The following is a 26,512-nucleotide window of genomic DNA, read 5'->3' as shown; positions in this document are numbered from 1 at the left end:
ACGCCCTGATTAACGTATCAGGGCGTTTTTTATTTCCTTAATTTTACTTTCAAGAAATGGGTATTAGTGAAAGGATTGATTTGAATGAAGATTCTAAAAATTCCCAGTGTATCATGATAATAAATCTTGGAAATAGATGAAACAAATAGTTCTTGGGTTACTTTTATTCGGTGTTTTAGGGGTGTGTGCCCAAACGAACCAAGAATTCGAGACTGGGGATTTAAAGTACTTGGAAGATCAATTTTATTTAGGGATCACCTATAATTTCCTACTTAATAAACCTGCTGATTTTACCCAGAGGAATTTATCTTACGGCTTACAAGGCGGAATCATAAAGGATATACCAGTTAATCCAAAAAGGACTTTTGCTATTGGGATAGGGCTTGGTTATGCAATAAATTCATATTATTCGAATTTGTGGGCATCGGAATCTTCGGATGGAGTTACATATAGCATTATTGATCAGGATGTAATCATGGTTGGGGACGAAGAAATAACCGTAAAAAGAAATAAGATCGAAACCCATTTGGTGGAATTACCGTTGGAATTGCGCTGGAGAAACTCTTCACCCAAAGAGCATAAATTTACAAGGATCTATGCCGGAATGAAATTGGGGTATATATTTAGTGCCCAATCAAAATTGGTCACATCGTTGGACAAAACATCTTTTAGGAATCCGGATGTACGAAAATTTCAATATGGTCTTACTTTTAATATAGGGTACAATACATTCAATGCCCATATTTATTATTCTCTCAGTAGCCTTCTAAAAGACAGCACTTCAGTAGATGGCGAGAGCCTGGAAATGAAGCCGATGCGCATTGGGTTTATCTTTTATATTCTATGACGGCGAGCGCAACAAAAGGGTTATGTTAGTTAGGTTATAACCAATACTTGACGGTCAGTAGCTGTGAGATCATTCCTATACAAAGGCCGATAAATAGTTCCATTTTGCTATGGGCTTTTAAGTATAATCTGGAAGTAGCGACTAAACCAATTATCATAATAAAAAGGCTTAGGGCAATGGTAATATTAATTTCAAAATGAATGCTGAGATTTACTAAGAACATAAACATACTGCCCAGGCCCAACAAGTGCATACTACTCTTAATTTTGAAAAATAGGAGAATAATCGTCGCAAATATGCCTCCTATGAGTCCTACGAAATAAAAATACAGTTCAATAACATAGTTATTGGGAATGACCTTATAGACAATCATGAATAACAGTATAAGATTGATATACAAGGGATACTTACGTTCTTTGATGGTGGGAAGCTGTACAGAGTTTACATATCCGACATTCTTTAAAATCAGGAAGGTAATGATAGGTATGATCACTGTAAGAATGAAAATCGGTATAATATTACCGCTCTGCAGTTCAAGTGGACTATATTTGGGTGTAATGATGAAATAAGCAAAAGTCCCGGCAATAGGAATTAATAGTGGGTGAAAGATATAGGAAATAGCCTTTAGAAAAATTCTCATTAAATCTGTTTACGCAATCTTGCTACGGGTATACCTAATTGTTCGCGGTATTTTGCTACCGTTCTTCGTGCTATGGGATAGCCTTTTTCTTTTAATATGGCCGCGAGTTTGTCATCGGTAAGTGGTTTTTTCTTGACCTCATCGGTAATGACGGTTTCCAAGATCTTTTTTATTTCCTTGGTGGACACATCTTCCCCCTGTTCATTTTTCATTGATTCTGAAAAATAATCCTTAATCAATTTTGTACCGTAGGGCGTATCGACATATTTGCTGTTGGCAACTCTTGATACTGTAGAGACATCCATATTTATTTCATCCGCTATATCCTTGAGGATCATAGGCCTAAGATTACGTTCATCACCGGTTAAGAAATATTCTTTCTGATATTCCATTATGGCATTCATCGTTATATATAAGGTCTGTTGTCTTTGCTTAATGGCATCGATAAACCATTTGGCAGCATCCAACTTTTGCTTAATGAACATGACCGTATCTTTCTGGGATTTGGATTTTTCCTTAGAGGCCTTGAATCCCTTGAGCATATTGTTATATTCTTTGGAGACGTGCAATTCTGGGGCATTTCTCCCATTCAGGGTAAGCTCCAGCTCCCCATCAACAATCTTTATGGAGAAGTCGGGAACCACATGTTCTACAATGCGATTGTTGCCGGCATAAGATCCCCCTGGTTTAGGATTCAGTTTTTCAATTTCCGCTATAGTCTCCTTAAGCCTATCCTCTGATATGTTATGCTTTTGAAGCAGCTTTTTATAATGTTTTTTGGTAAAGTGGTCGAATGATTTTTCCAATATTGCAATGGCCATTTCAATATTGGGATTCATTTCCTTTCGTTTTAATTGGATGATAAGGCACTCCTCCAATGATCGTGCGCCCACACCAGGGGGATCTAGGGATTGAACTATTTTTAATATCGAATCTATGGTTTTCTCATCGGTATAGATATTTTGGGTAAATGCCAAATCGTCCATAATATCTGCCAATGGCCTTCTAATGTATCCACTCTCGTCCACACTGCCTACCAGGAATTCTGCAATGCTCCATTCTTCATCATTGAGATACACGGTATTCAGTTGATTCAATAAATACTGATTGAATGATATTCCAGCGGCAAAAGGAACGCTTTTTTCATCATCATCCGCACTATAGTTGTTTGCCTTGGTCCTATAATCAGGAATTTCATCATCACTCAGATATTCATCGATATTTATGTCTTCGGTATTGATGTTGTCACCGTCGAGTTCATTGTCATCATAGAGATCGTCAAATTCATCCTCAATGCTATCACTTTCTTCCTTACCTCCTTCCAAGGCAGGGTTTTCCTCCAATTCCTGTTTTAATCGTTGCTCAAAAGCCTGCGTTGGCAATTGTATCAATTTCATCAACTGAATTTGCTGAGGAGAAAGTTTTTGTGATAATTTGAACTGTAAGTGCTGTTTAAGCATAAGGATTGTTTGTATGCCTTATAAAGTTAACGATTTCAGATTAGAACTCCGCATTCTGTGGTGTCCTTGGGAATGGAATTACATCACGGATATTTCCCATGCCCGTAGCGAATTGTACTAAACGCTCGAAACCGAGACCAAATCCGCTATGAACGGCAGTCCCAAATTTCCTAAGGTCTAGATACCACCATAATTCTGCTTCATCTATGCCCAAAGCGGCCATTTTTTCCTTGAGGATATCGAGACGTTCTTCACGTTGCGAACCTCCGACAATTTCACCAATACCTGGAAAAAGAATGTCCATGGCCCTTACCGTTTTACCATCTTCGTTCAAACGCATGTAAAACGCTTTTATTTTAGCCGGATAATCGAACAAAATTACCGGACACTTAAAATGTTTTTCAACAAGAAAACGCTCATGCTCGCTCTGTAGATCTGCTCCCCATTCATCAATAGTATACTTGAATTTTTTCTTTTTGTTGGGCTTACTGTTTCTTAAAATATCAATAGCTTCAGTATACGTAACCCGTTTGAAATTATTTTCACAAACGAATTTTAATTTTTCGATCAATGCCATCTCACTGCGTTCGGCTTGCGGTTTAGATTTTTCCTCATCAAGTAATCTTTGTTCCAGAAATTGCAAATCTTCCATACAATGTTCCAAGATATAATTGATTACATATTTTATGAAATCCTCGGCCAAATCCATATTGGCATCCAAATCATAAAAGGCCATTTCCGGTTCGATCATCCAAAACTCTGCAAGGTGTCTAGAAGTATTAGAATTCTCAGCCCTAAAAGTAGGTCCAAAAGTATATACTTTGCCTAAGGCCATTGCATAGGTCTCTGCCTCCAATTGCCCTGAAACGGTCAAATTGGTTTCTTTGCCAAAGAAGTCTTTCTTATAGTCTACCTCACCCTCATCGTTCAAAGGAGGATTCTTGTCATCCAAGGTGGTTACCCTAAACATTTCACCAGCACCTTCGGCATCAGATCCAGTAACAATAGGGGCATGGAAATAAAAGAAATCATTCTGTCTAAAATACTGATGTACCGCAAAAGCTAGTGCGGAACGTACGCGCATAATCGCCGAGAAGGTACTGGTCCGTATACGTAAATGGGCCTTTTCCCTTAAGAATTCAAGGGAGTGTTTCTTAGGTTGGATGGGGTAAGTCTCAGGATCGGCAATGCCATGGACAAAGATGTCATTTACCAAAATTTCGACGCTTTGTCCCTTGCCTTTACTTTCGACCAAAGTGCCTTTTATTCTTAGAGCTGCGCCTGTATTTATTTGATCTAAAATGTCATCCTTTAAATTTTCAAAGTCAACAACACATTGAATATTGTTTATGGTCGACCCGTCATTCAGAGCAATAAACCTATTGCTTCGAAAGGTTCTGACCCAACCATTCACCGTAACTTCTTGAAGCTTGGGAGTCATTGAAAGCAGTTCTTTTACGTTTGCGGATTTCATTTGAATCTAAATAAAATTAAAAGGGCAAAGATAGCCTTTTGCATAAAAAGAAGCGAGTTCTAAAATGTTTAAAACGGTAAGAATGGGGTTTTATGCAAAGTGTACTCCAATAATGACTATGAGCCATGGGCAAGTCGATAGAATAAGGAACTTCAGACAGCCCTATTTTTTCAGGTCTCCTACTATTGTTAGATTTCCAGAATGATATAAGGCACTTTCGCCATTTTAGTCCATTTCATTGATATTGTCCTCTTCTATTGGAAGAATATCGATTTGGGGTTCACGCAAAACTTTTTTATTGGCAATACTGCGTTCCAAGGAAAGCAACAATGACGGTAGCAAAATCAGGTTTGCCAGCATCGCGAACATCAAAGTGGCCGATACCAATGCTCCCAACGCTACGGTACCTCCAAAATTTGAGATGACGAACACTGAAAACCCGAAAAAGAGGACAATGGACGTATAGAACATACTAACGCCGGTTTCCCTTAAAGCAGCATAGACCGATTTTTTAATCTGCCAACGATTTGCGGTGAGTTCTTGGCGGTATTTTGCCAAAAAGTGTATCGTATCATCGACCGATATACCAAAAGCTATACTGAATACCAAAATTGTTGAGGGCTTAATGGGGACCCCGACAAAACCCATAACACCTGCAGTAATAACAAGGGGCAATAAATTAGGGATCAAGGAAATAATGATCATTCTGAATGATCTAAAAAGAAATGCCATAAAAAGGGCAATCAGGAAAATCGCAAAAGTTAAGGATAGTACGAGGTTCTTTACTAGATATTTGGTCCCTTTTAAAAACAAAAGGGCGCTCCCTGTCATATAAACTGTATATCTATCCGATGGGAATATTTTGGTGATATTTTCCAGCAATCGAGCTTCGATAGCTTCCATGCGTTCGGTCTTAACGTCTTTCATGAAGGTGGTTATCCTAGCAATTTGACCTGTGCTATCGACAAAACTCTTTAATAGGTTACCGTCGTTTGATGATTTCCGGACCACATCCATAATAAAATTGTTCTCCTGGGTGGTCGGTAATTGATAGTATTTCGGGATGCCATTGTAAAAAGCTTGCTTCGAATATTTTACCAGATTTACTACGGAAACGGGTTTGGATAATTCTGGAATTTCTTCGATAACCGTACTAAGTTCATCTATTTTTTTGAGCGTTGTCGGTTTTAAAACACCTTTGGGTCTTTTAGTGTCCACTACGATTTCGACGGGCATAATACCATCAAATTCCTTTTCGAAAAAGCGGATATCCTGAAAAAAGTCGGCCTTTTTTGGCATGTCCTCGATAGGACTTCCTGAGATATCTATTTGATAGATTCCGATAATGCTCACCACCAGTAAAATAATAGAGGTCACATAGACCGTAATTCTTTTTTCACGTACAATATGCTCCATCCAACTTACAAAAGCATCAATCCATTTTTTGTTCAAATGTTTCAAGTGCTTTGTTTTGGGTAAGGACATAAAACTATACACTATGGGTATGATCAAGAGCGATAAAATGAATATGCCGATGATATTAATGGAAGCAACAATACCAAATTCCTTTAATAATTTACTATCTGTAATTATAAAGGTAGCAAAACCCGAAGCCGTAGTAATATTGGTCATCAAGGTAGCATTGCCTATTTTGGAAATTACACGTTGAAGTGACAGTGCTTGATTGCCATGCTTTTTAACCTCTTGCTGGTATTTATTGATGAGGAAAATACAGTTTGGTATGCCAATGACAATAATCAAAGGGGGGATCAGAGCCGTAAGCACGGTAATTTCATATTGCAATAACCCTAAAACACCAAAGGCCCACATAACCCCAATAATCACAACAAACATAGAGATCAGTGTGGCTCGAAAACTTCGGAAAAAGAAAAAGAAAATCAAGGAAGTGACACCAAGAGCGGCTAGAATGAATTTTCCTATTTCATCGATGATGTTTTGCGAATTTTTGGTCCTTATATAGGGCATACCCGATACCCGTACATCCAAACCGGTTTCATCTTCAAATTTATTAATGAGATGGGTTAGGTCTTCCAGGATAAAATCTTTGCGAACAGAAGTGTTAACGATGTCCTTGTCCAAGTAAATTACCGTTCTTATGGTTCTACTTTCTTTGTTATACAAAAGACTGTTGTAAAACGGCAGGTCGTTGAACAGATGGTTTATGAGCGTATCAACATCTTTTTGCGTAATGATTTCTGATTTAATAAAAGGTTCAAAAATGAATTTTTGATTTGTTTGGTCTTTTACCAATTCTTGAAGGTTGTCGGTAGAGATAACAAAATCAACCTCTGGAAAAGCACTTAGTTGTTTGCTTAACTTATTCCATCTATTAAAGTTGGTCGGGGAGTAAAGCGCACTATCGTTCACAGCGAATACTACAGCATTACCTTCTTCACCGAACTGACGTAAAAAATTCTGGTATTCGATATTTATAGGGTGGTCATCGGGTAGGAGGTTGGCTTGGGAATTGCTGAATCGCATATTATCCCATTGCATGGCAAAAAAGAAAGTAAGGCCGGCAACCAAAAATAAGATAAGGATCCTATTCCTAAGAATTATCCGGGCAACCCTTTCCCAAAAGCCCTGTGTAAGTTTAGCAACCATTTCAGTATGACTTCTGTTCCAATGTAACTTACTTACATCGGAACAGTTGGTTCGAACTGACCCCGCAGTACTGCGGGGTCTTATGTTTTTAGTTTAAAGCATTGCAAATGTAAAGAATGCAAGCCTCTCTTCCTAAATTGCATCAATTAAATAAAATGTAAAAAATACCATGTATTCAAAAAGGCGACCTATAGGTCGCCTTTTTGAATTGTAATTATGTACATTGAGTCTTATACCTTCATGATTTCTGCTTCCTTGGCAGCTAAAAAGTTGTCTATCTTGATGATATATTTGTCTGTAAGCTCCTGGATATCCATTTCTGCATTTTTCTTTGCGTCCTCGGAAGCATCATCCATATCCCGAATTTCTTTGTTGGCCTCTTGCCTGGCATTTCGTACACCTACTTTGGCATGTTCTGCCTCTGCCTTGGCTTGCTTGGCCAATTGTATCCTTCGTTCTTCAGTCAATGGAGGGACATTGATGATTACGAAATCCCCGTTATTCATAGGATTAAATCCAAGATTGGCATTCATTATCGCCCTTTCTATTTCTTGCAACATGGATTTTTCCCAAGGCTGTACCGATAATGTTCTTCCGTCAGGGGTATTGATATTGGCAATTTGGGACAAAGGTGTCTGTGATCCGTAATATTCAACCTTCACGGATGATAACATGGAAGGACTGGCCTTACCTGCCCGAATCTTTATAAACTCTTTTTCAAGGTGTACAATTGCTGCCTGCATACTTTCCTTCGCAGCATCTAAAATGAATCTGATTTCTTCGTTCATAACCTAAATTTTATAACTAAAAATAGCACAAAGTATACCAAAATTATAGATTTACTTTAGTGCCCACATTTTCTCCGTCGAGGACCCTTAAAAGATTCCCTTTCTTGTTCATATCAAAAACTATGATTGGGAGTTCGTTTTCTTGACTTAAAGTGAACGCAGTGGTGTCCATGACTTTCAATCCTTTTCTTAAGACGTCATTAAATGAAATGGTATCAAATTTGGTGGCATCTTTGTTTTTTTCTGGATCTGACGTATATATCCCGTCGACTCGGGTACCTTTTAGGATAACATCGGCCTCTATTTCGATAGCACGCAATACTGCGGCAGAGTCAGTTGTGAAATAGGGGTTTCCCGTTCCCCCTCCAAAAATAACAACCCTTCCTTTTTCCAGATGTCGTATGGCGCGTCTGCGGATAAAAGGTTCGGCTACCTCATTTATCTTTATGGCCGATTGTAAACGGGTTTCTACCCCTTCGATCTCCAATGCACTTTGGAGGGCCAAGCCGTTAATTACTGTTGCCAACATGCCCATATGGTCTCCTTGTACACGATCCATTCCATTACTGGCACCGGCCACTCCCCTAAAAATATTACCTCCACCGATGACAATGGCCACTTGCATGCCTTTATCAACAACTTCCTTTATTTCCTGCGCATATTCCTTAAGTCTTTTGGGATCGATTCCGTATTTTTTTTCGCCCATTAAGGCCTCTCCACTTAGTTTTAGTAGTATTCTGTTATAATGCATGCGCTGTTATTGTTTTAACAAAAATAATCAAAAAAACTTATGATATAGTTTAGATACACTGTATAAAAAGTGCCGGGTTTATTTCCAAGTGAAACATCCAAAAAAAAACCACCTTAATGTAAGAAAGGTGGTTTTTATAGGTTATGAAAGGCTTTATTTATCCTAAAGCAACCCTTTTGAATCCTGTTATGGTCAAATTGGCATCAGCCGACTTCACATATTGAGCGACGCTTTGCTTACTATCCTTAATAAAATCTTGGTTCACTAAGGTATTATCCTTAAAGAATCGTTTTAACTTGCCTTTAGCGATGTTATCCAACATGGCTTCTGGTTTGCCTTCCTGGCGTAATTGGTCTTTCGCTATTTCGATTTCCTTATCAATTACCGATTGGTCGACTCCTTCTTCATTCAAAGCGACAGGGTTCATCGCTGCGGCTTGCATGGCAACGTCTTTCGCAATTAAGGCAGCTCCATCAACAGCGGCCGAGAGGCCTGCCAATGTCGCAATTTTATTTCCTGCATGGATATAGGAACCCACATAAGGGGCGTTCAACTTGGCAAAACCACCAATTTCTATCTTTTCACCAATCACACCGGTTTGCTCTGTTAGTTTTTCTTGGACACTTAAGCCATTGAAGGATGCTGCGAGGAATTCTTCCTTATTGTCATATTTCAAGGCCAACGTAGCCAAATCATTGGCTAAATTAACAAAGCTTTCATTTTTCGCAACGAAATCGGTTTCACAGTTCAAGGAAATGATTACACCTAAGGTGTTGTCCTCATTAACTTTTGCAATGGCTGCTCCTTCCGACGATTCCCTATCGGCTCTTTTAGCGGCCACTTTTTGACCTTTTTTACGAAGAATCTCGATAGCTTTTTCGAAATCCCCTTCTGATTCGACCAAGGCATTTTTGCAGTCCATCATTCCTGCTCCGGTGGTCTTTCTCAACTTATTTACTTCTGCGGCGGTAATTTTAGCCATCTTATTTGTTATTTAATACTGTCATAGGTATATGACAATAATGTTGTTATTTCATTTAATCCCTGCTTTGTGGCTATCTATTCAACACCCCCTTTGGCATTGTCTTGCCATTCCTTAAGCTCGTCCCACTTGCCTTTTGCTGCCATTTTAGCTTGCTTCGGCCAAGAAGTTGGATCTAAATGAGCCATTCTTGAACTTGCCTCGGTCAAAATTTCCTTGATTTCATCAGCTTTGGCCTTTGATAATTCTGCAAAGGATTTAATGCCGGCGTTAATTATGGCTTCCGCTGCTTTGGGACCAATCCCTTCTATTTTTGTAAAATCATCACTTTTGGTCATTTTCGATTCAACAGCTTTCTCTGCGGCTACTTTTTTCTCTTCGGCTACTTTGGTCGGTTTTGTATCGTCCTTTACAGCTGGTGCTTCGGCAACGACAGGTGCTTCCTCGATTTTCTTTGCTTTTGGGGCAGATTCAATCTTTGAAGATGCGACTTTTGGAGCTTCTTGTGTGATTTTTTCCCTCTTCTTGCCCTTTCCTTCTTCAGGATCAACCTGTTTTTCAGCCTTTCTTTCAGATAGACCTTCGGCAACAGCATCAGTGACTTGGCCCATTATTATGGCTATGGACTTGGAGGCATCATCATTCGATGGAATCACAAAATCGATATCCCTAGGGTCGCAATTGGTATCGACCATGGCGAAAATGGGGATGTTCAATTTTTGGGCTTCCTTGACCGCAATGTGTTCCCTCATGGTGTCCACGATAAAAAGCGCCCCAGGAAGACGGGTCATTTCAGAAATGGACCCCAAGTTCTTTTCTAATTTGGCACGCAAACGGTCAACTTGTAATCGTTCCTTTTTAGAAAGTGTATTGAACGTTCCATCTTTCTTCATTCGGTCGATCGAAGCCATTTTCTTAACAGCTTTACGTATTGTCACAAAGTTGGTCAACATGCCTCCTGGCCATCTTTCAGTGATGTATGGCATGTTTACATTTGCTACTTTTTCGGCAACGATATCCTTGGCTTGTTTTTTAGTGGCCACAAAAAGTATTTTTCGGCCTGAGGCAGCAATTTTTTTAAGGGCCTCATTGGCCTCATCTAGTTTTGCTACCGTTTTGTAAAGGTTGATAACGTGGATTCCGTTGCGCTCCATGTAGATGTAGGGCGCCATGTTGGGATTCCATTTTCTTGTTAGGTGGCCAAAATGCACACCTGCTTCCAATAATTCTTTTACTTCGACTTTCGCCATTTTTAAATTTAGTTTACGTTCTTTTGAATTAGCAATGCTAGAGTGGTATCGCGCCTATGACGCAAAGCCTCAAGCATTTAGATGCTAAACTAATTTACCTGAAAATCGATTCATTGTTCGAATCGATACTTTCATCGGAAATGAAAATCAGGATTTTTTAATTGCCCCAAAAAAGGGACTTTCAATGAACTGGGTTAATACTGAACTCGATTCAGTATGTATTCAATATTGTAATGATGCTGAAACAAGTTCAGCAATGCCATTAACGCTTGGAGAACTGGAACTTCTTACGGGCCTTCTTCTGACCGAATTTCTTACGTTCCACCATTCTGGGATCCCTGGTCAATAGACCTTCAGGTTTTAGCGCAGCTCTATTTTCTGCATCAATTTCGCACAAAGCCCTGGAAAGAGCCAATCGAATAGCTTCGGCCTGACCGGTTATACCTCCCCCGTATACATTGACTTTAACATTGTAGTTGTCCTCGGTATTGGTCAAAGCAAATGCTTGCTTCACTTTGTATTGAAGGGTAGCCGTAGGAAAATATTTGGCTAACTCCCTGTCATTTACTGTGATGTCTCCTTTGCCTTCTGAAAGATAAACTCGTGCAACGGCCGTTTTTCTTCTCCCTATTTTGTGAATTACTTCCATTATTTAAGGTCGTTTAAATTTATAACAGTTGGTTTTTGGGCTTCCTGATCGTGGCTTGGCCCTACATTTACCTTAAGGTTTCTGAAAAGATCCGCACCTAACTTATTTTTTGGGAGCATTCCTTTGATAGCTTTTTCTACAATCCTTTCAGGATTCTTGTCCAACACTTGTTTTACCGTTGACGTACGTTGACCACCTGGGTAACCCGTGTAGCGACTGTATGTTTTGCTTTCCCATTTATTTCCTGAAAGGTAAATTTTTTCAGCATTGATGATAACAACGTTGTCTCCACAATCAACATGGGGAGTAAAATTAGGTTTATGTTTGCCCCTAAGTAATTTGGCAACTTTAGAAGCAAGACGTCCTAATGTCTCTCCTTCAGCATCGACCAATAACCACTGCTTGTTTACAGTAGTTTTATTGGCAGATATAGTCTTGTAGCTTAATGTGTCCACACTAATATTTTTATTGATTAAATACTCCAATCCCTATAAACGGGGTGCAAATGTACAATTAATATGCAGAAATACAAATGCTAAATTCGGAATATTTTTTCGAATTAAAAAAGGATGTAAAGTGACTTTCTATTTTTCCATTATTTGGGTGGCAAGAGTTCGATTATTTCTGTTAAAATAATCTTAAAAAGCAAAGGTAGTGTAACGTTTCCTTATACCACTAGTCTTTTAGTAACACATCGATCATAAACAATCATTCAAATGAGGACCGGCCTTCTATTAATTTGTTCGATATTGATTGTACAAACAACTTCACTTGCACAGGATTCAACGAAAGTCGTACCTAAAAGAATTTATACAACGAGGGCCTTGGAAGCTGCAAAACCACCGATTATTGATGGTGTTCTAGATGATATTTCTTGGAATATTGTTGATTGGGAAAATGATTTTATAGAATCTAGACCTGATGAAAATACCGCACCGAGCAACCAGACCCGATTTAAGCTCACTTATGATCAAAAATTCATTTATGTAGGCATACATTGTTTGGACAGCGAACCCGAAAAAATTGTAAAACGACTTTCGCGTCGCGATGGTTTTGATGGGGATTGGGTGGGTATTTTCATCGATAGCTACCATGATAAGCGAACTGCCTTCGGATTCATTGTATCGGCAGCAGGGGTAAAGGGCGATGTATTTGAATCGAATAATGGTGGAAATGAAGATGATAGTTGGAATCCTATTTGGTATACCAAAACACATATAGGTGCAGACGGCTGGACAGCCGAAATGAAAATACCTTTAAGCCAATTGAAATTCGGTAAGTCTAAAGAACAGGTATGGGGATTTGAAGTGATGCGAAGACATTTCAGGGAAGAAGAGCGTTCGGTGTGGCAACGCTTACCACCGGATACCGGAGGTTTCGTCAGTGAATTTGGTGAACTGCACGGATTATTGAATTTGGAACCCCAAAAGCAACTTGAAATACAGCCTTATACCGTGGGGAGTGTAAGAACCTATGAGGCCGAAGAAGGCAATCCCTTTCGCGATGGGAGCGATGGTAAGTTGACCGTGGGTCTAGATGCGAAAATTGGAATAACCAATGATATGACTATGGACCTGACCATAAATCCGGATTTTGGACAGGTAGAAGCTGATCCCTCGGCCATCGCCTTGGACGGTTTCCAGATTTTCTTTGAAGAACAACGACCGTTTTTTGTTGAGAACAAAAACATTTTCGATTACAGTGTGTCTTCTTCCCAAGCAGGAAATACCTTTGGCTCTGATAATTTGTTCTACTCGCGCCGTATTGGGCGAAGTCCGCAAGGGTATCCTGATGCTGGGGACAATGAATATGTGGATCAACCCGAAAACACCAATATATTAGGAGCGGCCAAATTCAGTGGTAAGACCAAGAACGGATGGTCTATTGGGGTGTTAGAGAGTGTTACCGCAAAAAAATATGCCACTATAGATACTAATGGACAGCGTAGAAAAGAAGTGGTAGAACCCTTGACCAATTATTTTGTGGGTCGGTTACAAAAAGATTTCAATGACCGAAATAGCTTTATAGGGGGAATATTTACGGCAACCAATAGGGATCGATTGACCGAAGACCTTGATTTTTTACATAGGTCGGCCTATTCAGGAGGGTTCGATTTTAAACATCAATGGAATGAACGCGATTGGTACGTTGGGGGTAATTTTATATGGAGTCACGTTAAAGGAAGTGAAGTAGCGATACAGAACACCCAGGAATCCATCGCACATTTGTTTCAAAGGGTCGGGGCAGGGCATGTGGAAGTTGATCCGGAAAGAACCTCGTTAACCGGAACAGGGGGCAACCTGCAACTTGGAAAAATAGGTAATGGGCACTGGAAGTTTGAAACTGGGGCGACCTGGCGATCACCGGAACTTGAATTGAACGATATAGGTTTTCAAAGACGTGCCGATGACATTCGTCATTACACATGGATCGGGTATCAAACCTTGAGACCCGATAATACTTTTAGAAAAGTAGGGATCAATTATAATCATTGGAGTGTCTGGGATTTCGGGGGAAATCATAATAGCTTGATGTTCAATACCAATTCATGGCAAAATTGGAAAAACAATTGGTTCAGTAATATTGGAATGAACTATGAAACGGTATCCTATTCAAATTTCGCCTTACGGGGAGGGCCCAGATTAAGGGAATCACCTCAATTCAGCTTTTGGAATGGAATCAGTATGGATGAGCGAAAAAAGTTAAGATTCGATTTTTTCCATAACGGGAACAAAGCCGTCGACGATTCATTCAGTTCCTATTATGCGGAATTCGGTGTGGTCTACCAACCTATAAATTCACTTCGAATTTCTGCATCCCCTGAATATGGGGTCAATAAAAACAAGTTGCAGTACATAGATAATCTCGATGTCAATGGTGATACCCGTTATTTGAACGGGACGGTTGACCAAAGGACCTTGAGTATGTCTTTCCGTCTTAATTATACCATAAACCCCAATCTGACGATTCAATATTGGGGGCAACCCTTTATTTCCAGGGGGCGATATACCGATTTCAAGGAAGTAACCGATCCTTTGGCAAAAAATTTTAGAGATCGCATCACCCAATTTTCAGATAACCAGGTTTCATTAACGGAAGATGTGTATGCCGTAGATGCAGATTTGGACGGTGCCACCGACTTCAGCTTTGATAATCCTGATTTCTCTTTTGTCCAATTCCGTTCTAACCTGGTAGTACGTTGGGAATACACTCCTGGATCCGAGATTTACTTGGTTTGGTCCCAAGACTTGTCGCAATCAGGCAATCCACAGGAAATGCTATTTCAAGATTTGCGGGAGACTGTTTTCAATAAGGAGAAACCACAGAACATTTTCTTGATCAAGGCAACGTATCGGTTTATTTTGTAATCCGTTATTCTTGTTATTTATACTAAATTCTTCATTTTTACGTTTAGGCCTAGATAATGCTAACTAAACGAAAGATGATGAAACGTACTACTATATTATATCTATTTGCTTTTTTCTTTGTTTTTTCTTGCTCTACGGATAAGGGAGATGATTTGCTAAATGAAGATTCCATTGTAGGGACATGGAAGTTCACACAGTTGAATATAGATAATGCAAGTTCACCCAACGAAATAAGGTTGGCGAATGATGTTATCGAAGTTTTAACCGCTTCAGGTTGCGAAATCCTGGTTTTTGAATTTAAATCGGACAACACGGTAACTGCAGTGGCCAAGGATTTCACGGAAACGGGAAGAGATGTTAACCCCGAAGGTAACGGGCTATTGATAGAATGCCCTACCAATGTTGAAACCAGTTCTTCTACTTGGGAGTTAGACGGTGACCAATTGACTTTTATAGATGAAAATGCTATGGAGGAAACAATTACTATAAAATTGGATGGTGACACCTTAACTATTCCAGCCGAAGTTGTAAACGAAGACAATTTAGAAGGGGCAGAAGCTATTTTCACAAGAAAATAATCTGAAAAATGTGTTTTGAAGATTTCAAAGTCTACCTTTTTACGGGGTGGACTTTTATTTTTTATAGAACCTGGTCTGTACTTTTTGCTCTGGGGATATTATTGTTACCATATAAATTCCTGGTTCTAAAGTAGCAATAGGAATATTAATGGCATTGTTTTTAATATGCCACTGATGTTTTAATAGGGCGTTTCCGTAAACATCCGATATCAGGATATCTGCTTTAGCACTGTTTGTAAGTCCTAGAATATTGACCACGTTGGTCGCTGGATTCGGAAAAACCTTGATCTTTTGAACCGTTTGGTTTTCTTGACCTCCAAAAGAATCAGAATTCACTTGGCCCGATCCGACAGCGCAGAAAAAAATCAATGCTAAAATTGAAATTGCCCTTTTCATATCAATCCTCCGTTACGGCTAGTTTATCTTCAACGCCCAACGACTATTGAATAGTATATGATTCGGATTATAAACCTATATTTTAGCTTAGTTTTAACGTAACAGCTTTTTATAAAAGCTTAATGTGCCTCTAACCAATTATTCCCTACGCCCAAATCCACATCTAGGGGAACATCAAGTTTATAAGCGTTCTCCATTTCGGATTTTATAAGGGTTTTTAATTCCTCTAGCTCGGGTTTATAGACATCAAAGACCAATTCATCGTGAACCTGTAATAACATCTTGGTTTTATACTTGCCCTTGTTAAGTTTTTTATGGATGTTGATCATCGCAATTTTGATGATATCCGCAGCGCTGCCTTGTATGGGGGCATTAACGGCATTCCGTTCGGCGGCACCTCGAACCACTTGATTGCTTCCATTGATATCCTTTAAATACCTACGTCTTCCCAAAACGGTTTGCACGTAGCCATGGTCACGGGCAAAGTCGATCTGTTCGCTGATAAAGTTTCGAAGCTTGGGATAGGTCTTATAATAGGTTTCTATCAATTCCTTGGCTTCGGATCGTGACAGGTCGGTCTGGTTGCTCAACCCAAAAGCCGATACGCCATAAATGATTCCGAAATTCACGGTCTTAGCATTGCTACGCTGTTCACGTGTCACCTCTTCTAGTGGTATATTGAAAACTTTGGAGGCCGTTGATGCATGAATATCCTCTCCATTCTTAAACGCCTCGATCATTGTGGTTTCTTTACTTAAAGCAGCAATGATCCGCAATTCAATCTGTGAATAATCCGCGGCTAACAACGTGTAATTCCCATCCCTAGGCACGAATGCCTTACGCACTTGTCGCCCTCTTTCAGTTCTTATAGGGATGTTCTGTAGATTGGGATTGTTACTGCTTAGACGTCCTGTTGCGGCAACGGTTTGCATATAATCGGTATGTACCCTACCTGTCGACGGTTCTACCTGTTCTGGCAATGCATCAACATAGGTGCTTTTGAGTTTGCTCAAACCGCGATATTCGAGCACATCCCGAATGATTTGATGGTCTTTGGCCAAATAGGACAATACATCCTCTGCAGTGGAATACTGACCTGTTTTTGTCTTCTTAGGCTTATCGACCAATTTCAATTTATCGAAGAGTATCTCACCCAATTGTTTGGGGGAGGCAATATTAAACTCTTGATCGGCTTCTTTATAGATTTTTGTCTCCAGATTTTTAATGTCATTGTCCAGGTCTTCGGAGAGCGAATGCAAAAATTCCTGATCCAGATTAATCCCTTCCAATTCCATATCCGCCAAAACATGTAAGAGCGGAATTTCGATAGTCTCAAAAAGCTCTTCTGTTTTGGCTTCCGCCAATTCAGGTCTAAAATGCTGTGCTAATTGATAGGTGATATCGGCGTCTTCAACAGCGTATTCGGTCTGTTGCTCCAATGGAATATCTCGCATACTCAATTGGTTTTTACCTTTTTTACCGATGAGTTCAGTGATCGATACCGGGGTATAATTCAAATAAGTTTCCGATAATACGTCCATATTGTGGCGCATGTCTGGATTAATCAGATAGTGGGCCAACATGGTGTCAAAACATTTGCCTTTTACCTGAATATCGTATTTATGTAAAACTTTAATGTCATACTTAAGATTCTGACCTATCTTCTCGATGGCCGAGGATTCGAAAAAGGGCCTCAAGTGCTCTATAAGTTCTTGGGCTTCTTCTTTATTTTCAGGAAATGGGATATAGAATCCTTTTCCCGTTTCCCATGAAAAGGCGATTCCCACTAACTCGGCAGTAAGTGGATTCAAACCTGTGGTCTCCGTATCAAAACAAACGGATGTTTGTTTCATTACATTTTGCATAAAAAGCTTCAAGCCCATAGTTCCGGTAACACTCTGGTATACATGCGGAACGTCTTTAATGGTCTTTCTTCCGGAGGTTTTCTTTATTGTGGCCGGGGCATTGCCATCGTTCCCGAAAAGAGAAAACTGTCCGCCGCCAGCTTCTACGGGCGCCTTCGATATAGGTGTTTTACCTTCTGGATTATTTGGTGTTATATCTGGCTCACCCGAGAATATCTTAAGGAACTGATCTTTTAGTCTTCTAAATTCGAGTTCCTCAAAAATTTCTTGTACTTTGCCACCATCTGGCTCAGAAAGGATATAATCATCGGCATCAAAAGTTACATCTACGGTGGTGCAAATAGTGGCTAGTTTTTTTGAGAGCAGACCTAGTTCGCCATGTTCTTCCACCTTCTCTTTCATTTTTCCCTTTAACTTGTCGGTATTTGCCAAAAGTCCTTCCAAGGACCCAAATTCCTCAATGAATTTTTTGGCGGTCTTGTCACCTACACCGGGGAGACCAGGAATATTATCACTTGCATCGCCCATCATTCCTAAATAATCGATAACCTGGTCTGGTCGTTCAACCCCAAAACGTTTTTGTATTTCTGGAATCCCCCATATTTCGATACCATTGCCCATTCGCGCAGGGCGGTACATAAATATATTTTCAGAGACCAATTGTCCAAAATCCTTATCCGGCGTAACCATATACACCTTATAGTCCTCTTTTTCAGCTTGTTTGGCCAACGTTCCGATGATGTCATCAGCTTCCCAACCTTCTTGAACCACGACTGGGATATGCATGGCCTTTAAGATTTTCTGAATATAGGGTACGGCTATTTTTATGGCATCGGGTGTTTCAAGCCGATTCGCCTTGTACTCTGGGAACATTTCCGTTCTCTCGGTACTTCCTCCTTTGTCAAAACATACGGCCAAATGGTCAGGTTTCTCTCGTTTTATCACATCGAATAGGGAATTCGTGAACCCCATTATGGCAGAAGTGTCCATGCCTTTTGAATTGATTCTTGGGTTTTTTATAAGAGCATAGTACCCACGAAATATCAAGGCGTAGGCATCAAGGAGAAAAAGTCGTTTTTGTTCGGCCATTTTAATTTTTTGAATTTCGTAAAACTACGAAGATTATTGCTTTTGGCATTAATTCATATGCTTGGAAAAGAAACTTCATTCTAGCAGGGGTCGTTAATTTTTATCGGCTAAGGACAAGGGCGTTTCGTCTTGTACCCTATAAAAGATAGGTTAAGATTTTATAAAGGAATCCGAAGGGGTATTCACATGTCCACTTTCTGAATATTGCCGGTACGTAAACCCGGGTTGAATGCAATAACTACCGGTTTCCCCTTTTTTGTTCATAGCGATAAAACCAATTTGAAAGTCGGTATTTTCTTTGTTTTTGGCCAAAATTCGCTTTACACCTTCTTCACAGGCTTCTTGTGGCGATTTGCCCTGTCGCATGAGTTCTACGATTAAAAAGCTGCCCACCGTACGTACCACTTCCTCGCCAACCCCGGTAGCTGTTGCCCCGCCGACTTCATTATCGACAAACAGTCCGGCCCCTACAATCGGGGAATCCCCAACACGCCCAGCAAATTTATAGGCCATACCGCTTGTTGTACATGCTCCCGAAATATCCCCGTTCTTATCAATGGCCAACATACCAATGGTATCGTGGTTTTCGATATTTATTATGGGTTTGTATTCCGATGTTTTTTTCCATTCCAACCATTCCAATTTCGATTTTTCGGTAAGTAGGCTGGTTTTCTCAAAGCCCATTTCATACCCAAACAGTTCGGCACCTTTACCAGCTAACATCACGTGGGGTGTTTCTTCCATTACTTTCCTTGCTACCGAGATAGGGTGTGCAATATTCTGTATACAAAGCACGGCCCCACAATTGCCATCCTTATCCATGATACAGGCATCCAAGGTCACGTTTCCATTCCTGTCAGGTCGGCCTCCTTTACCAACCGTCTGGTTGTTAATATCGGCCTCTTCGACCATAACACCCTGTTCAACCGCATCCAAAGCACTGCCTCCCTCTTTGAGCACTTCCCAAGCTTTCGCAGTGGCATTTTCAAAATTCCACGTACAGATAGCAATAGGTTTCGTACCGCTGGGATTTTCAGCTAGATTTGTCTCAATAATTTTAGGGTCCTGGCATGATGCCAATAAAGGGGCAGAAATCATTCCGGCGGTAAGCGTACTGGAATTTTTTAAGAACTTTCTTCGTTTCATCGGCAGGTGTTACTTAATTTTAGAGTGTTAAATATAAGCAATATGTTAGTAGAAGTTTGTGCCAATTCATTGCAATCTGCCTTGAATGCGGAAAAATGTGGAGCCGATAGAATTGAGCTTTGTTCTGAGTTGGCCGTAGGTGGAATTACGCCTTCGTATGGACTTTTGAAGGCGATAAAAGGGCAAATTAATATCCCTGTGCATGTGCTTATTCGTCCACGAAGTGGGGATTTTTCCTATACCGATGGGGAATTCGATATTATGCTTATGAATATCGCACTTTGCGTTAAAATGGGTTTCGATGGTATTGTTTCGGGGGTATTGAATACCGATTTGACCTTGGATGTTGAACGAACCAAAAAATTGGTTGATGCCTCAGGGGATTTAAAATTTACCTTCCATAGGGCATTTGATTGGGTGTTAAATCCCACAGAAACCTTAAAACAATTGGAAGATTTAGGAGTGGATTATATTCTTTCGTCAGGCCAGAAAAAATCGGCCTTGGAAGGAATCGGTCTATTGTCCGAATTGAACAGGCAAGCATCCTCATGCATTATAATGCCAGGAAGCGGTGTAACCGCCGATAACGTTCATCAATTTAAGATCGGTGGGTTTCTTGCAGTGCATTTATCGGGAACAGTTTATGAAAAGCGCCTGAATGCCACCCCACACATTTCGATGAACACCCCTTCGTTCTTGAGGGATGAGGGTGTTTTTGTCTCGAATGTCGACGTCTTGCGAAAAGTAGTGAAGGAAGTTAAATAAACCGTAAATGGTAGCAACAACATTTTTTAAAGAAATATCTTTGTTAAAAACCCCATTATGCTGCGTTGGATAATTTTTATAGCGATTTATAGCGCTCTTTGTTTCTATGCCCTACAGGCCCTTAGAACGGTGACCAGATTCCCTTGGGTGTATTTTACATATATAGGTATTGCTTTGTTAATACTATTGAATTTTGTATATCAATTTACTTGGGGTGATGATGCAGGTCGGGTCTTGAGCCGTCCTAAAAGTTATGCGTTTGGTTTTTTGTTGACCATAATTACCTTTAATATAATCACTGTGATCTTTCTTTTCTCCGAAGACCTTTTTCGTTTTTTGAGTGGTAGCTATCACAAGTTGTTCGGAGGCAGTAAAGAATTCAGTTTCCCTGAGCGTAGACGTTTCTTAAGCATGATTGCCATGGGGATTGCCGCTATCCCGTTTGGGGCTCTACTTTATGGCATGTATCGTGGAAAATATAATTTTCAGGTACTAAAATACCAATTGGAGTTTGATGATCTGCCAGCGGCTTTCGACGGATTTCAGATTACGCAGATTTCGGATGTGCATAGCGGTAGTTTCGATAACCGAAAGAAAATAGAATATGCCATCGATCTTGTTAATGAGCAGCAGAGCGATGTTATTTTGTTCACGGGTGATCTTGTGAACAATAAGGCCGAGGAAATGATGCCATGGAAAGATACCTTTGCCAGATTGGAGGCCAAAGAAGGTAAATACTCTATTTTGGGCAACCATGATTATGGGGATTATGTAACTTGGGAAACCGAGGAATTGAAAAGCGAAAATCTTGAAACGCTAAAAAACCTTCAGCGTGAAATCGGTTTTGATCTTTTGTTGAATGAAAGTAGGTATTTGGAAAAAGGGGAAGATAAAATTGCCTTGGTCGGTGTTGAGAATTGGGGTAGGGGCGGATTCAAAAAGGCAGGTGACCTAACAAAAGCTACGGAAGCCATTTCCAAGAATGATTTTAAAATCTTGATGAGCCATGATCCATCGCATTGGGAAGATGTGGTCATTAACGACGATTACCATTATCATCTTACCTTAAGCGGTCATACCCATGGGATGCAGTTTGGAATTGAAATCCCAGGATGGGTAAAATGGAGCCCGGTTAAATGGCGCTATAAATATTGGGCAGGTATTTATCAGGAAATGGGGCAATTTATCAATGTGAATCGTGGATTCGGCTTTTTAGGTTATCCTGGAAGGGTAGGTATTTGGCCTGAAATTTCGGTGATTACATTGAAAAGAAAATCGTTAACATGACTTTAACTTCAAGAAAAAGTTACAAAAGCGTAGTAAAAACAGGTTTTTTAACATTTTTTCTTACATTTGGATTGTAACCGAAAGAACTACATATGTCTAAGTTTGGTGAACTGATAGATTTACAAGTTCCAGTTTTGTTGGATTTCTATGCAGAATGGAACGAACAATCAACGGCAATGCATCCTGTACTTAGGGATGTTGCTGCCGCCCTTGGCGATAAAGGCAAGGTCATTAAGATCGATGTTGATAAGAATAAGGAACTTTCCCAAGCCCTTCGTGTCAAGGGATTGCCCACCCTTATGATTTACAAAAAGGGTGAAATGGTATGGCGCCAGAGCGGGGAACAGGATGCCAATACCCTTATCGGTATCCTTAATGAATACGTGTAATCGATTAGTGATTCCCTTTTATTAGGAATTTGTTAGCTTAGGACTTCAATTCGGTTTCTGTTTTACTGCCGTAGGACAGTTGGAATGATTTTTTTTATTGGTTTCCATCCATTTCCAGAACAGTATCCAATTCCTGTACATTGTTACCCGTTTTGGTATTATCGACTGCATTGCTATCTGTCATATCTGGATCGGCGTCCATGACCGGTTCTTCTTCTAGGATTTCATCTTTATAGAAATGACTGAATTTGTCAATGTATTCATTAAAGATCAAGGTTTCCTTTTCGGCCATTTCCCTATCATTGTTCCCAATAAGCACATCGATCAATCTGCGGTACGATTCCATATCAGATATAATAGCATCGATTTTGTCGTATTGCTGATCTAACGGAATTCCTTCATAGTACTCTAATCGCTCTTGGTATATTTTCTTTAGGGTGGCATATAGGTCATGGGCCTTTGTGGTTTCCCCAACCTTATAATAACCATCAATGAACGGCACTACAAAATGGTAATAGCCAAAATAGGCCACAGGCATTTTCTCCATCGCCAAGTTTATGATATCCTTGGCTCTATCTATTTTGTTTTCTTGGATCAACTTTTCCATTAAGCGCGCTAAATTACTTCGGTACGAAATACCTTGAACCCTGGTTTGCGGGTCGTGGTAAATATCATGACTACCAGAATTGCCCCAGTCCCATTTTGTGACGATATCGTACATAAGGTCGGTATCTATTCTACCCATATCAAAGGAATTGCTGCGTTCTGTTTTGATCGGCACCAGTTTATAGGCCATTCCATCTAATTGCAGATAGTCTTTCATCCAAATGAATTCGGCATCATCAAAACTTCCACCGGAGAAATAAAGGGGCCGTTTCCAATCGTTATTGGCGACAATATCCAACATCATCATACTTTTCTTGGTAATCGCCCCCGGCAGGTCGATATCGATATAATCAACGATCAAAGCCGAATCCTTGGCTTTTACAAGTCCACTTTCCAATGCATTCTTTTTATTAACCGGGATACGAATTTTCTGGGTTGGGTAATACACTAGGTTTTGTGTATTCTCTGGATATTCGTCAACATCGACATCTTGTTGTTCCAAGAAAAATTTGAACTTGGTCTGGGGCTTGTCGCTATCGATCCAGTCGATAAAATCCTTGATATTCCATCTGCTTTTAGATACTTCACGACTGAATAAAGGGTCTACATTTTGAAAGTATAGAACGTCCCTGGATCCCCATCGATATTTATCATGGGTGATTTGGGATGGTATCGGGTCACTTGAATAAGCCTTGCGTTTCATTTGGTCAACATACCAATCTGTCTCGAAAAGACTGGTGCAAACGATACGCACATCGGTCCTATAATTTTCGATTTCTTGGGCATACCATAGCGGAAAAGTATCATTGTCCCCAATAGTGAACAGAATGGCCCCTGCATCTTTTTGGCAAGAATCCAAATACGATTTCGCCGAGGATTCGGCCGTGTATCGGTTGGATCGGTCATGGTCATCCCAATTTTGTACGGCCATTACCGTTGGCACCGCCAATAGGCACACAAGGGTTACGGCCGGGGCCAATATTTTTGGACTTACCCATTTTTTAAATTCATCGAACAGACCATAGACTCCCAATCCTATCCACAAGGCAAAAACATAGAATGATCCTACAAGGGAATAATCCCTCTCCCGCGGTTGGAATATATACGGATTCGTATAAAACTGGATCGCGATACCGGTGAACAAAAAGAAAACGAACAAAACCCAAAACTGTTTTGGGTTTTTCGATACCTGGAACAAGATCCCGATAATGCCAAGAATCAAGGGTAAAAAGAAATAGGTGTTCCTGGCTTTATTGTCTTTGATGTCACTCGGCAAGTTCTTTTGACTGCCATGAAAAGCACTGTCTATGATGGGTATTCCCGATAACCATTTTCCATTTTCATCATATCGGCCTTGCACATCGTTGTTCTTTCCGACAAAATTCCACATAAAATAACGCCAGTACATATACCCAAACTGAAACTCGAACATGTACTTGACATTCTGCCAAACCGTAGGGGGTTGTACTTCGAGGTATTCATCGAATCGCTTAAGAAAGCTGATGTATTGTTCTGCATCGATCTCGCCATTGGCATAACCCGTTTTTACTTGGTTTACCGCTTGTCGTAGCTCTTCATTGGATTGTTTCATCTTAAAATCCAACGGTCCAAAATAACGCATGTAGTTTTCGGCATGTTGACCACTCCACATTCGGGGCAAAATACCTTTGTGTTTTTCATTGGAGTCCTGCAAGGCGTTTTTATAATAGTTGACAATCACATATTTACCTTGCTCAAAATCTTTTTCATACTTGGGTTTGTCATCCATTTCCTTTCCGGCAGGCGCGAATATATCTGAATAATATGCCCCGTAAACAGGACTATCTACGCCAGGATATTGCTCCCTATTGTAATAAGCCAATAATGACCTCGCGTCGGACGGATTGTTTTCATTGATCACTACATTGGCATTGGCCCGGATCGGCAATAGTAACCACGTGGAGAAACCAAAAAACAAAAACATGATGCAAAGCACAATGGTATTGGCAATTCGAAAATCATTTTTACGGGTATAGCGCAATCCAAAATAAAAAGCGGCTATAAAAAGGAATCCCATAATCAAGGAACCGGAATTGAAGGGCAATCCTATGCTATTGACAAAATAGACCTCTGCCCAGCCAAACAGTTTTAGCACATAGGTCAATGAAAATTTGTAGACCAACATTAGAACGGCGACCACCAATATATTGGCTAGCAGGAAATTTTTTACCGTAACGGTTTTATATTTTTTAAAGTAATACAACAGGCCAATGGAAGGTATGGCCAAAAAGCCCATAAATTGTATCCCGAAGGTCAAGCCTACAACAAATGAAATGAGAATAAGCCAGCGGTTGCCACGAGGGGTGTCTAAATGGTCCGTCCATTTTAATCCTAACCAGAGCAACAGGGCCATAATAAAACTTGCACTGGCATACACTTCGGTTTCTACGGCATTGAACCAAAAGCTGTCCGAATAGGTAAACGCCAAAGCGCCAACAAGTCCGCTACCCAAAACGGCAATAGACTTGCTATTGGTCAATGTATCATTCTTTCCTATCAGTTTTCTGGTAAGATTGGTAATGGTCCAAAACAAGAAAAGAATGGTGAATGAGCTGCTAACACCGGAAACATAATTGACCATACGGGCAACTTGATCGGGATCTAGGGCGAACATGGCGAAAAAGGCACCTATCATTTGCAACAAGGGTGCCCCAGGAGGGTGCCCAACCTGTAATTTGGCAGAGGTGGCAATATATTCCCCGGCGTCCCAAAAACTACTGGTGGGTTCAACGGTAATGCTATAAGTTATAAGGGCTATAAAGAAGACGACCCATCCGAGTATGGTGTCCCATTTTTCGAAGTTCTTTGAAAACATGCAATTCGTGGTTTTACCTTGTGGGCGAATTTAGTAATTAATATAGATATGCTCCCATATTTTTGATAAACCTTTAACAGCGGTGACTGCTGTTTTTTTGAATGAATGTTTTTAAAAATGTTTGTGCAAACCAAACTTTGTCTTAAATTTGCACGCTCTAATGCTGAAATAATCAATAGATTTTTTTTCGTTAGGCAAGGTAATGGCCTATGGTGTAATTGGCAACACAGCTGGTTTTGGTCCAGTCGTTCTAGGTTCGAGTCCTAGTAGGCCAACGAATATTCCCTAATCCCGATGTTCTTTTACGTATCGGGATTTATTTTTGCGTAAAAGCTAGGACGAGAAGTTTATCCTGAGCGAAGCCGAAGGGAGTCCTAGTAGGCCAACGAATATTCCCTTATCCCGATGTATTTTTACATATCGGGATTTATTTTTGTATAAAAGCTAGGACGAGAAGTTTATCCTGAGCGCAGCCGAAGGGAGTCCTAGTAGGCCAACGAATATTCCCTTATCCCGATGTATTTTTACATATCGGGATTTATTTTTGTATAAAAGCTAGGACGAGAAGTTTATCCTGAGCGCAGCCGAAGGGAGTCCTAGTAGGCCAACGAATATTCCCTTATCCCGATGTATTTTTACATATCGGGATTTATTTTTGTATAAAAGCTAGGACGAGAAGTTTATCCTGAGCGCAGCCGAAGGG

Annotated in this window: 20 protein-coding genes and 1 tRNA gene; 7 read left to right on the top strand and 14 right to left on the bottom strand. The window is 40.2% G+C overall.

The features are described 5' to 3' along the window. Nucleotides 1-136: 136 nt before the first annotated feature. Nucleotides 137-847, top strand: a complete 711-nt coding sequence (locus HPE63_RS05110; protein ID WP_188313187.1) for a porin family protein — start codon at nucleotides 137-139, stop codon at nucleotides 845-847. 34 nt (nucleotides 848-881) lie between these two features. Here the strand turns inward: HPE63_RS05110 and HPE63_RS05105 are convergent, their stop codons facing one another. From HPE63_RS05105 to rplM, 10 genes are all read right to left on the bottom strand, one after another. Further along, nucleotides 882-1,487 carry a hypothetical protein gene (locus tag HPE63_RS05105; RefSeq protein WP_188313186.1) on the bottom strand — a complete coding sequence of 202 codons (606 nt, stop codon included), beginning with the start codon at nucleotides 1,485-1,487 and terminating at the stop codon, nucleotides 882-884. Then, complete coding sequence (gene rpoN / locus HPE63_RS05100) at nucleotides 1,487-2,947, bottom strand: RNA polymerase factor sigma-54 (RefSeq protein WP_188313185.1); 1,461 nt, start codon at nucleotides 2,945-2,947, stop codon at nucleotides 1,487-1,489. The genes HPE63_RS05105 and rpoN overlap by 1 nt, the downstream gene beginning before the upstream one ends. Nucleotides 2,948-2,987: 40 nt before the next feature. Beyond that, nucleotides 2,988-4,421, bottom strand: a complete 1,434-nt coding sequence (gene asnS / locus HPE63_RS05095) for an asparagine--tRNA ligase (protein WP_188313184.1) — start codon at nucleotides 4,419-4,421, stop codon at nucleotides 2,988-2,990. Nucleotides 4,422-4,646: 225 nt separating this feature from the next. Next, entirely contained in the window at nucleotides 4,647-7,046 is a 2,400-nt protein-coding gene (locus tag HPE63_RS05090; RefSeq protein WP_188313183.1) for an efflux RND transporter permease subunit, read from the bottom strand. A 230-nt stretch (nucleotides 7,047-7,276) separates the two neighbouring features. Continuing rightward, nucleotides 7,277-7,834: a ribosome recycling factor gene (gene frr / locus HPE63_RS05085; RefSeq protein ID WP_188313182.1), complete on the bottom strand. Its 558-nt coding sequence runs from the start codon at nucleotides 7,832-7,834 to the stop codon at nucleotides 7,277-7,279. A gap of 43 nt (nucleotides 7,835-7,877) precedes the next feature. Continuing rightward, on the bottom strand, nucleotides 7,878-8,585 hold the full coding sequence (pyrH, locus tag HPE63_RS05080) for a UMP kinase (protein ID WP_188313181.1): 708 nt from the start codon (nucleotides 8,583-8,585) through the stop codon (nucleotides 7,878-7,880). A 157-nt stretch (nucleotides 8,586-8,742) separates the two neighbouring features. Then, nucleotides 8,743-9,567, bottom strand: coding sequence for a translation elongation factor Ts (gene tsf / locus HPE63_RS05075; protein ID WP_188313180.1), 825 nt, complete (start codon nucleotides 9,565-9,567; stop codon nucleotides 8,743-8,745). A 77-nt stretch (nucleotides 9,568-9,644) separates the two neighbouring features. Then, a complete protein-coding gene (rpsB, locus tag HPE63_RS05070; protein WP_188313179.1) occupies nucleotides 9,645-10,817 on the bottom strand; it encodes a 30S ribosomal protein S2 in 1,173 nt (390 codons plus the stop codon). 262 nt (nucleotides 10,818-11,079) lie between these two features. Further along, nucleotides 11,080-11,466 (bottom strand): 30S ribosomal protein S9, encoded by a 387-nt coding sequence (gene rpsI, locus HPE63_RS05065; RefSeq protein WP_188313178.1) that lies wholly within the window; start codon nucleotides 11,464-11,466, stop codon nucleotides 11,080-11,082. After that, nucleotides 11,466-11,921, bottom strand: a complete 456-nt coding sequence (rplM, locus tag HPE63_RS05060; RefSeq protein WP_188313738.1) for a 50S ribosomal protein L13 — start codon at nucleotides 11,919-11,921, stop codon at nucleotides 11,466-11,468. Before rplM ends, rpsI begins: the two co-directional genes overlap by 1 nt. A gap of 261 nt (nucleotides 11,922-12,182) precedes the next feature. Here rplM and HPE63_RS05055 point away from each other — a divergent pair, with 261 nt between their 5' ends. Both HPE63_RS05055 and HPE63_RS05050 read left to right on the top strand, forming a co-directional pair. Continuing rightward, nucleotides 12,183-14,834, top strand: coding sequence for a DUF5916 domain-containing protein (locus tag HPE63_RS05055; RefSeq protein ID WP_188313177.1), 2,652 nt, complete (start codon nucleotides 12,183-12,185; stop codon nucleotides 14,832-14,834). 77 nt (nucleotides 14,835-14,911) lie between these two features. Further along, on the top strand, nucleotides 14,912-15,412 hold the full coding sequence (locus HPE63_RS05050) for a lipocalin family protein (protein ID WP_188313176.1): 501 nt from the start codon (nucleotides 14,912-14,914) through the stop codon (nucleotides 15,410-15,412). A gap of 54 nt (nucleotides 15,413-15,466) precedes the next feature. Here HPE63_RS05050 and HPE63_RS05045 read toward each other — a convergent pair whose 3' ends face one another. The 3 genes from HPE63_RS05045 to HPE63_RS05035 all read right to left on the bottom strand — a co-directional run bounded on the left by HPE63_RS05045 (nucleotide 15,467) and on the right by HPE63_RS05035 (nucleotide 19,908). After that, on the bottom strand, nucleotides 15,467-15,808 hold the full coding sequence (locus HPE63_RS05045; protein ID WP_188313175.1) for a T9SS type A sorting domain-containing protein: 342 nt from the start codon (nucleotides 15,806-15,808) through the stop codon (nucleotides 15,467-15,469). 119 nt (nucleotides 15,809-15,927) lie between these two features. After that, entirely contained in the window at nucleotides 15,928-18,762 is a 2,835-nt protein-coding gene (polA, locus tag HPE63_RS05040) for a DNA polymerase I (protein WP_188313174.1), read from the bottom strand. Between the two features lie 150 nt (nucleotides 18,763-18,912). Continuing rightward, nucleotides 18,913-19,908: an isoaspartyl peptidase/L-asparaginase family protein gene (locus tag HPE63_RS05035; RefSeq protein WP_188313173.1), complete on the bottom strand. Its 996-nt coding sequence runs from the start codon at nucleotides 19,906-19,908 to the stop codon at nucleotides 18,913-18,915. Nucleotides 19,909-19,950: 42 nt separating this feature from the next. On the opposite strand from HPE63_RS05035, the gene HPE63_RS05030 reads away from it, so the two are divergent. The 3 genes from HPE63_RS05030 (at nucleotide 19,951) to HPE63_RS05020 (ending at nucleotide 22,349) form a co-directional block, all read left to right on the top strand. After that, nucleotides 19,951-20,673, top strand: coding sequence for a copper homeostasis protein CutC (locus HPE63_RS05030; protein WP_188313172.1), 723 nt, complete (start codon nucleotides 19,951-19,953; stop codon nucleotides 20,671-20,673). 57 nt (nucleotides 20,674-20,730) lie between these two features. Further along, a complete protein-coding gene (locus HPE63_RS05025; protein ID WP_188313171.1) occupies nucleotides 20,731-21,960 on the top strand; it encodes a metallophosphoesterase in 1,230 nt (409 codons plus the stop codon). A gap of 92 nt (nucleotides 21,961-22,052) precedes the next feature. Then, complete coding sequence (locus HPE63_RS05020; protein ID WP_188313170.1) at nucleotides 22,053-22,349, top strand: thioredoxin family protein; 297 nt, start codon at nucleotides 22,053-22,055, stop codon at nucleotides 22,347-22,349. A 94-nt stretch (nucleotides 22,350-22,443) separates the two neighbouring features. Here the strand turns inward: HPE63_RS05020 and HPE63_RS05015 are convergent, their stop codons facing one another. Next, entirely contained in the window at nucleotides 22,444-25,809 is a 3,366-nt protein-coding gene (locus tag HPE63_RS05015; RefSeq protein WP_188313169.1) for a glycosyltransferase family 117 protein, read from the bottom strand. Nucleotides 25,810-26,012: 203 nt separating this feature from the next. Between HPE63_RS05015 and HPE63_RS05010 the strand changes: the two genes are divergently transcribed. Beyond that, nucleotides 26,013-26,084 (top strand) — tRNA-Gln (locus tag HPE63_RS05010). Nucleotides 26,085-26,512: the final 428 nt, after the last annotated feature.

Source organism: Maribacter arenosus (assembly GCF_014610845.1).
Classification (GTDB): Bacteria; Bacteroidota; Bacteroidia; order Flavobacteriales; family Flavobacteriaceae; genus Maribacter_A; species Maribacter_A arenosus.
The sequence above is the reverse complement of the archived record's forward strand: the minus strand, read 5'-3'. Positions and strand labels throughout refer to the sequence as shown.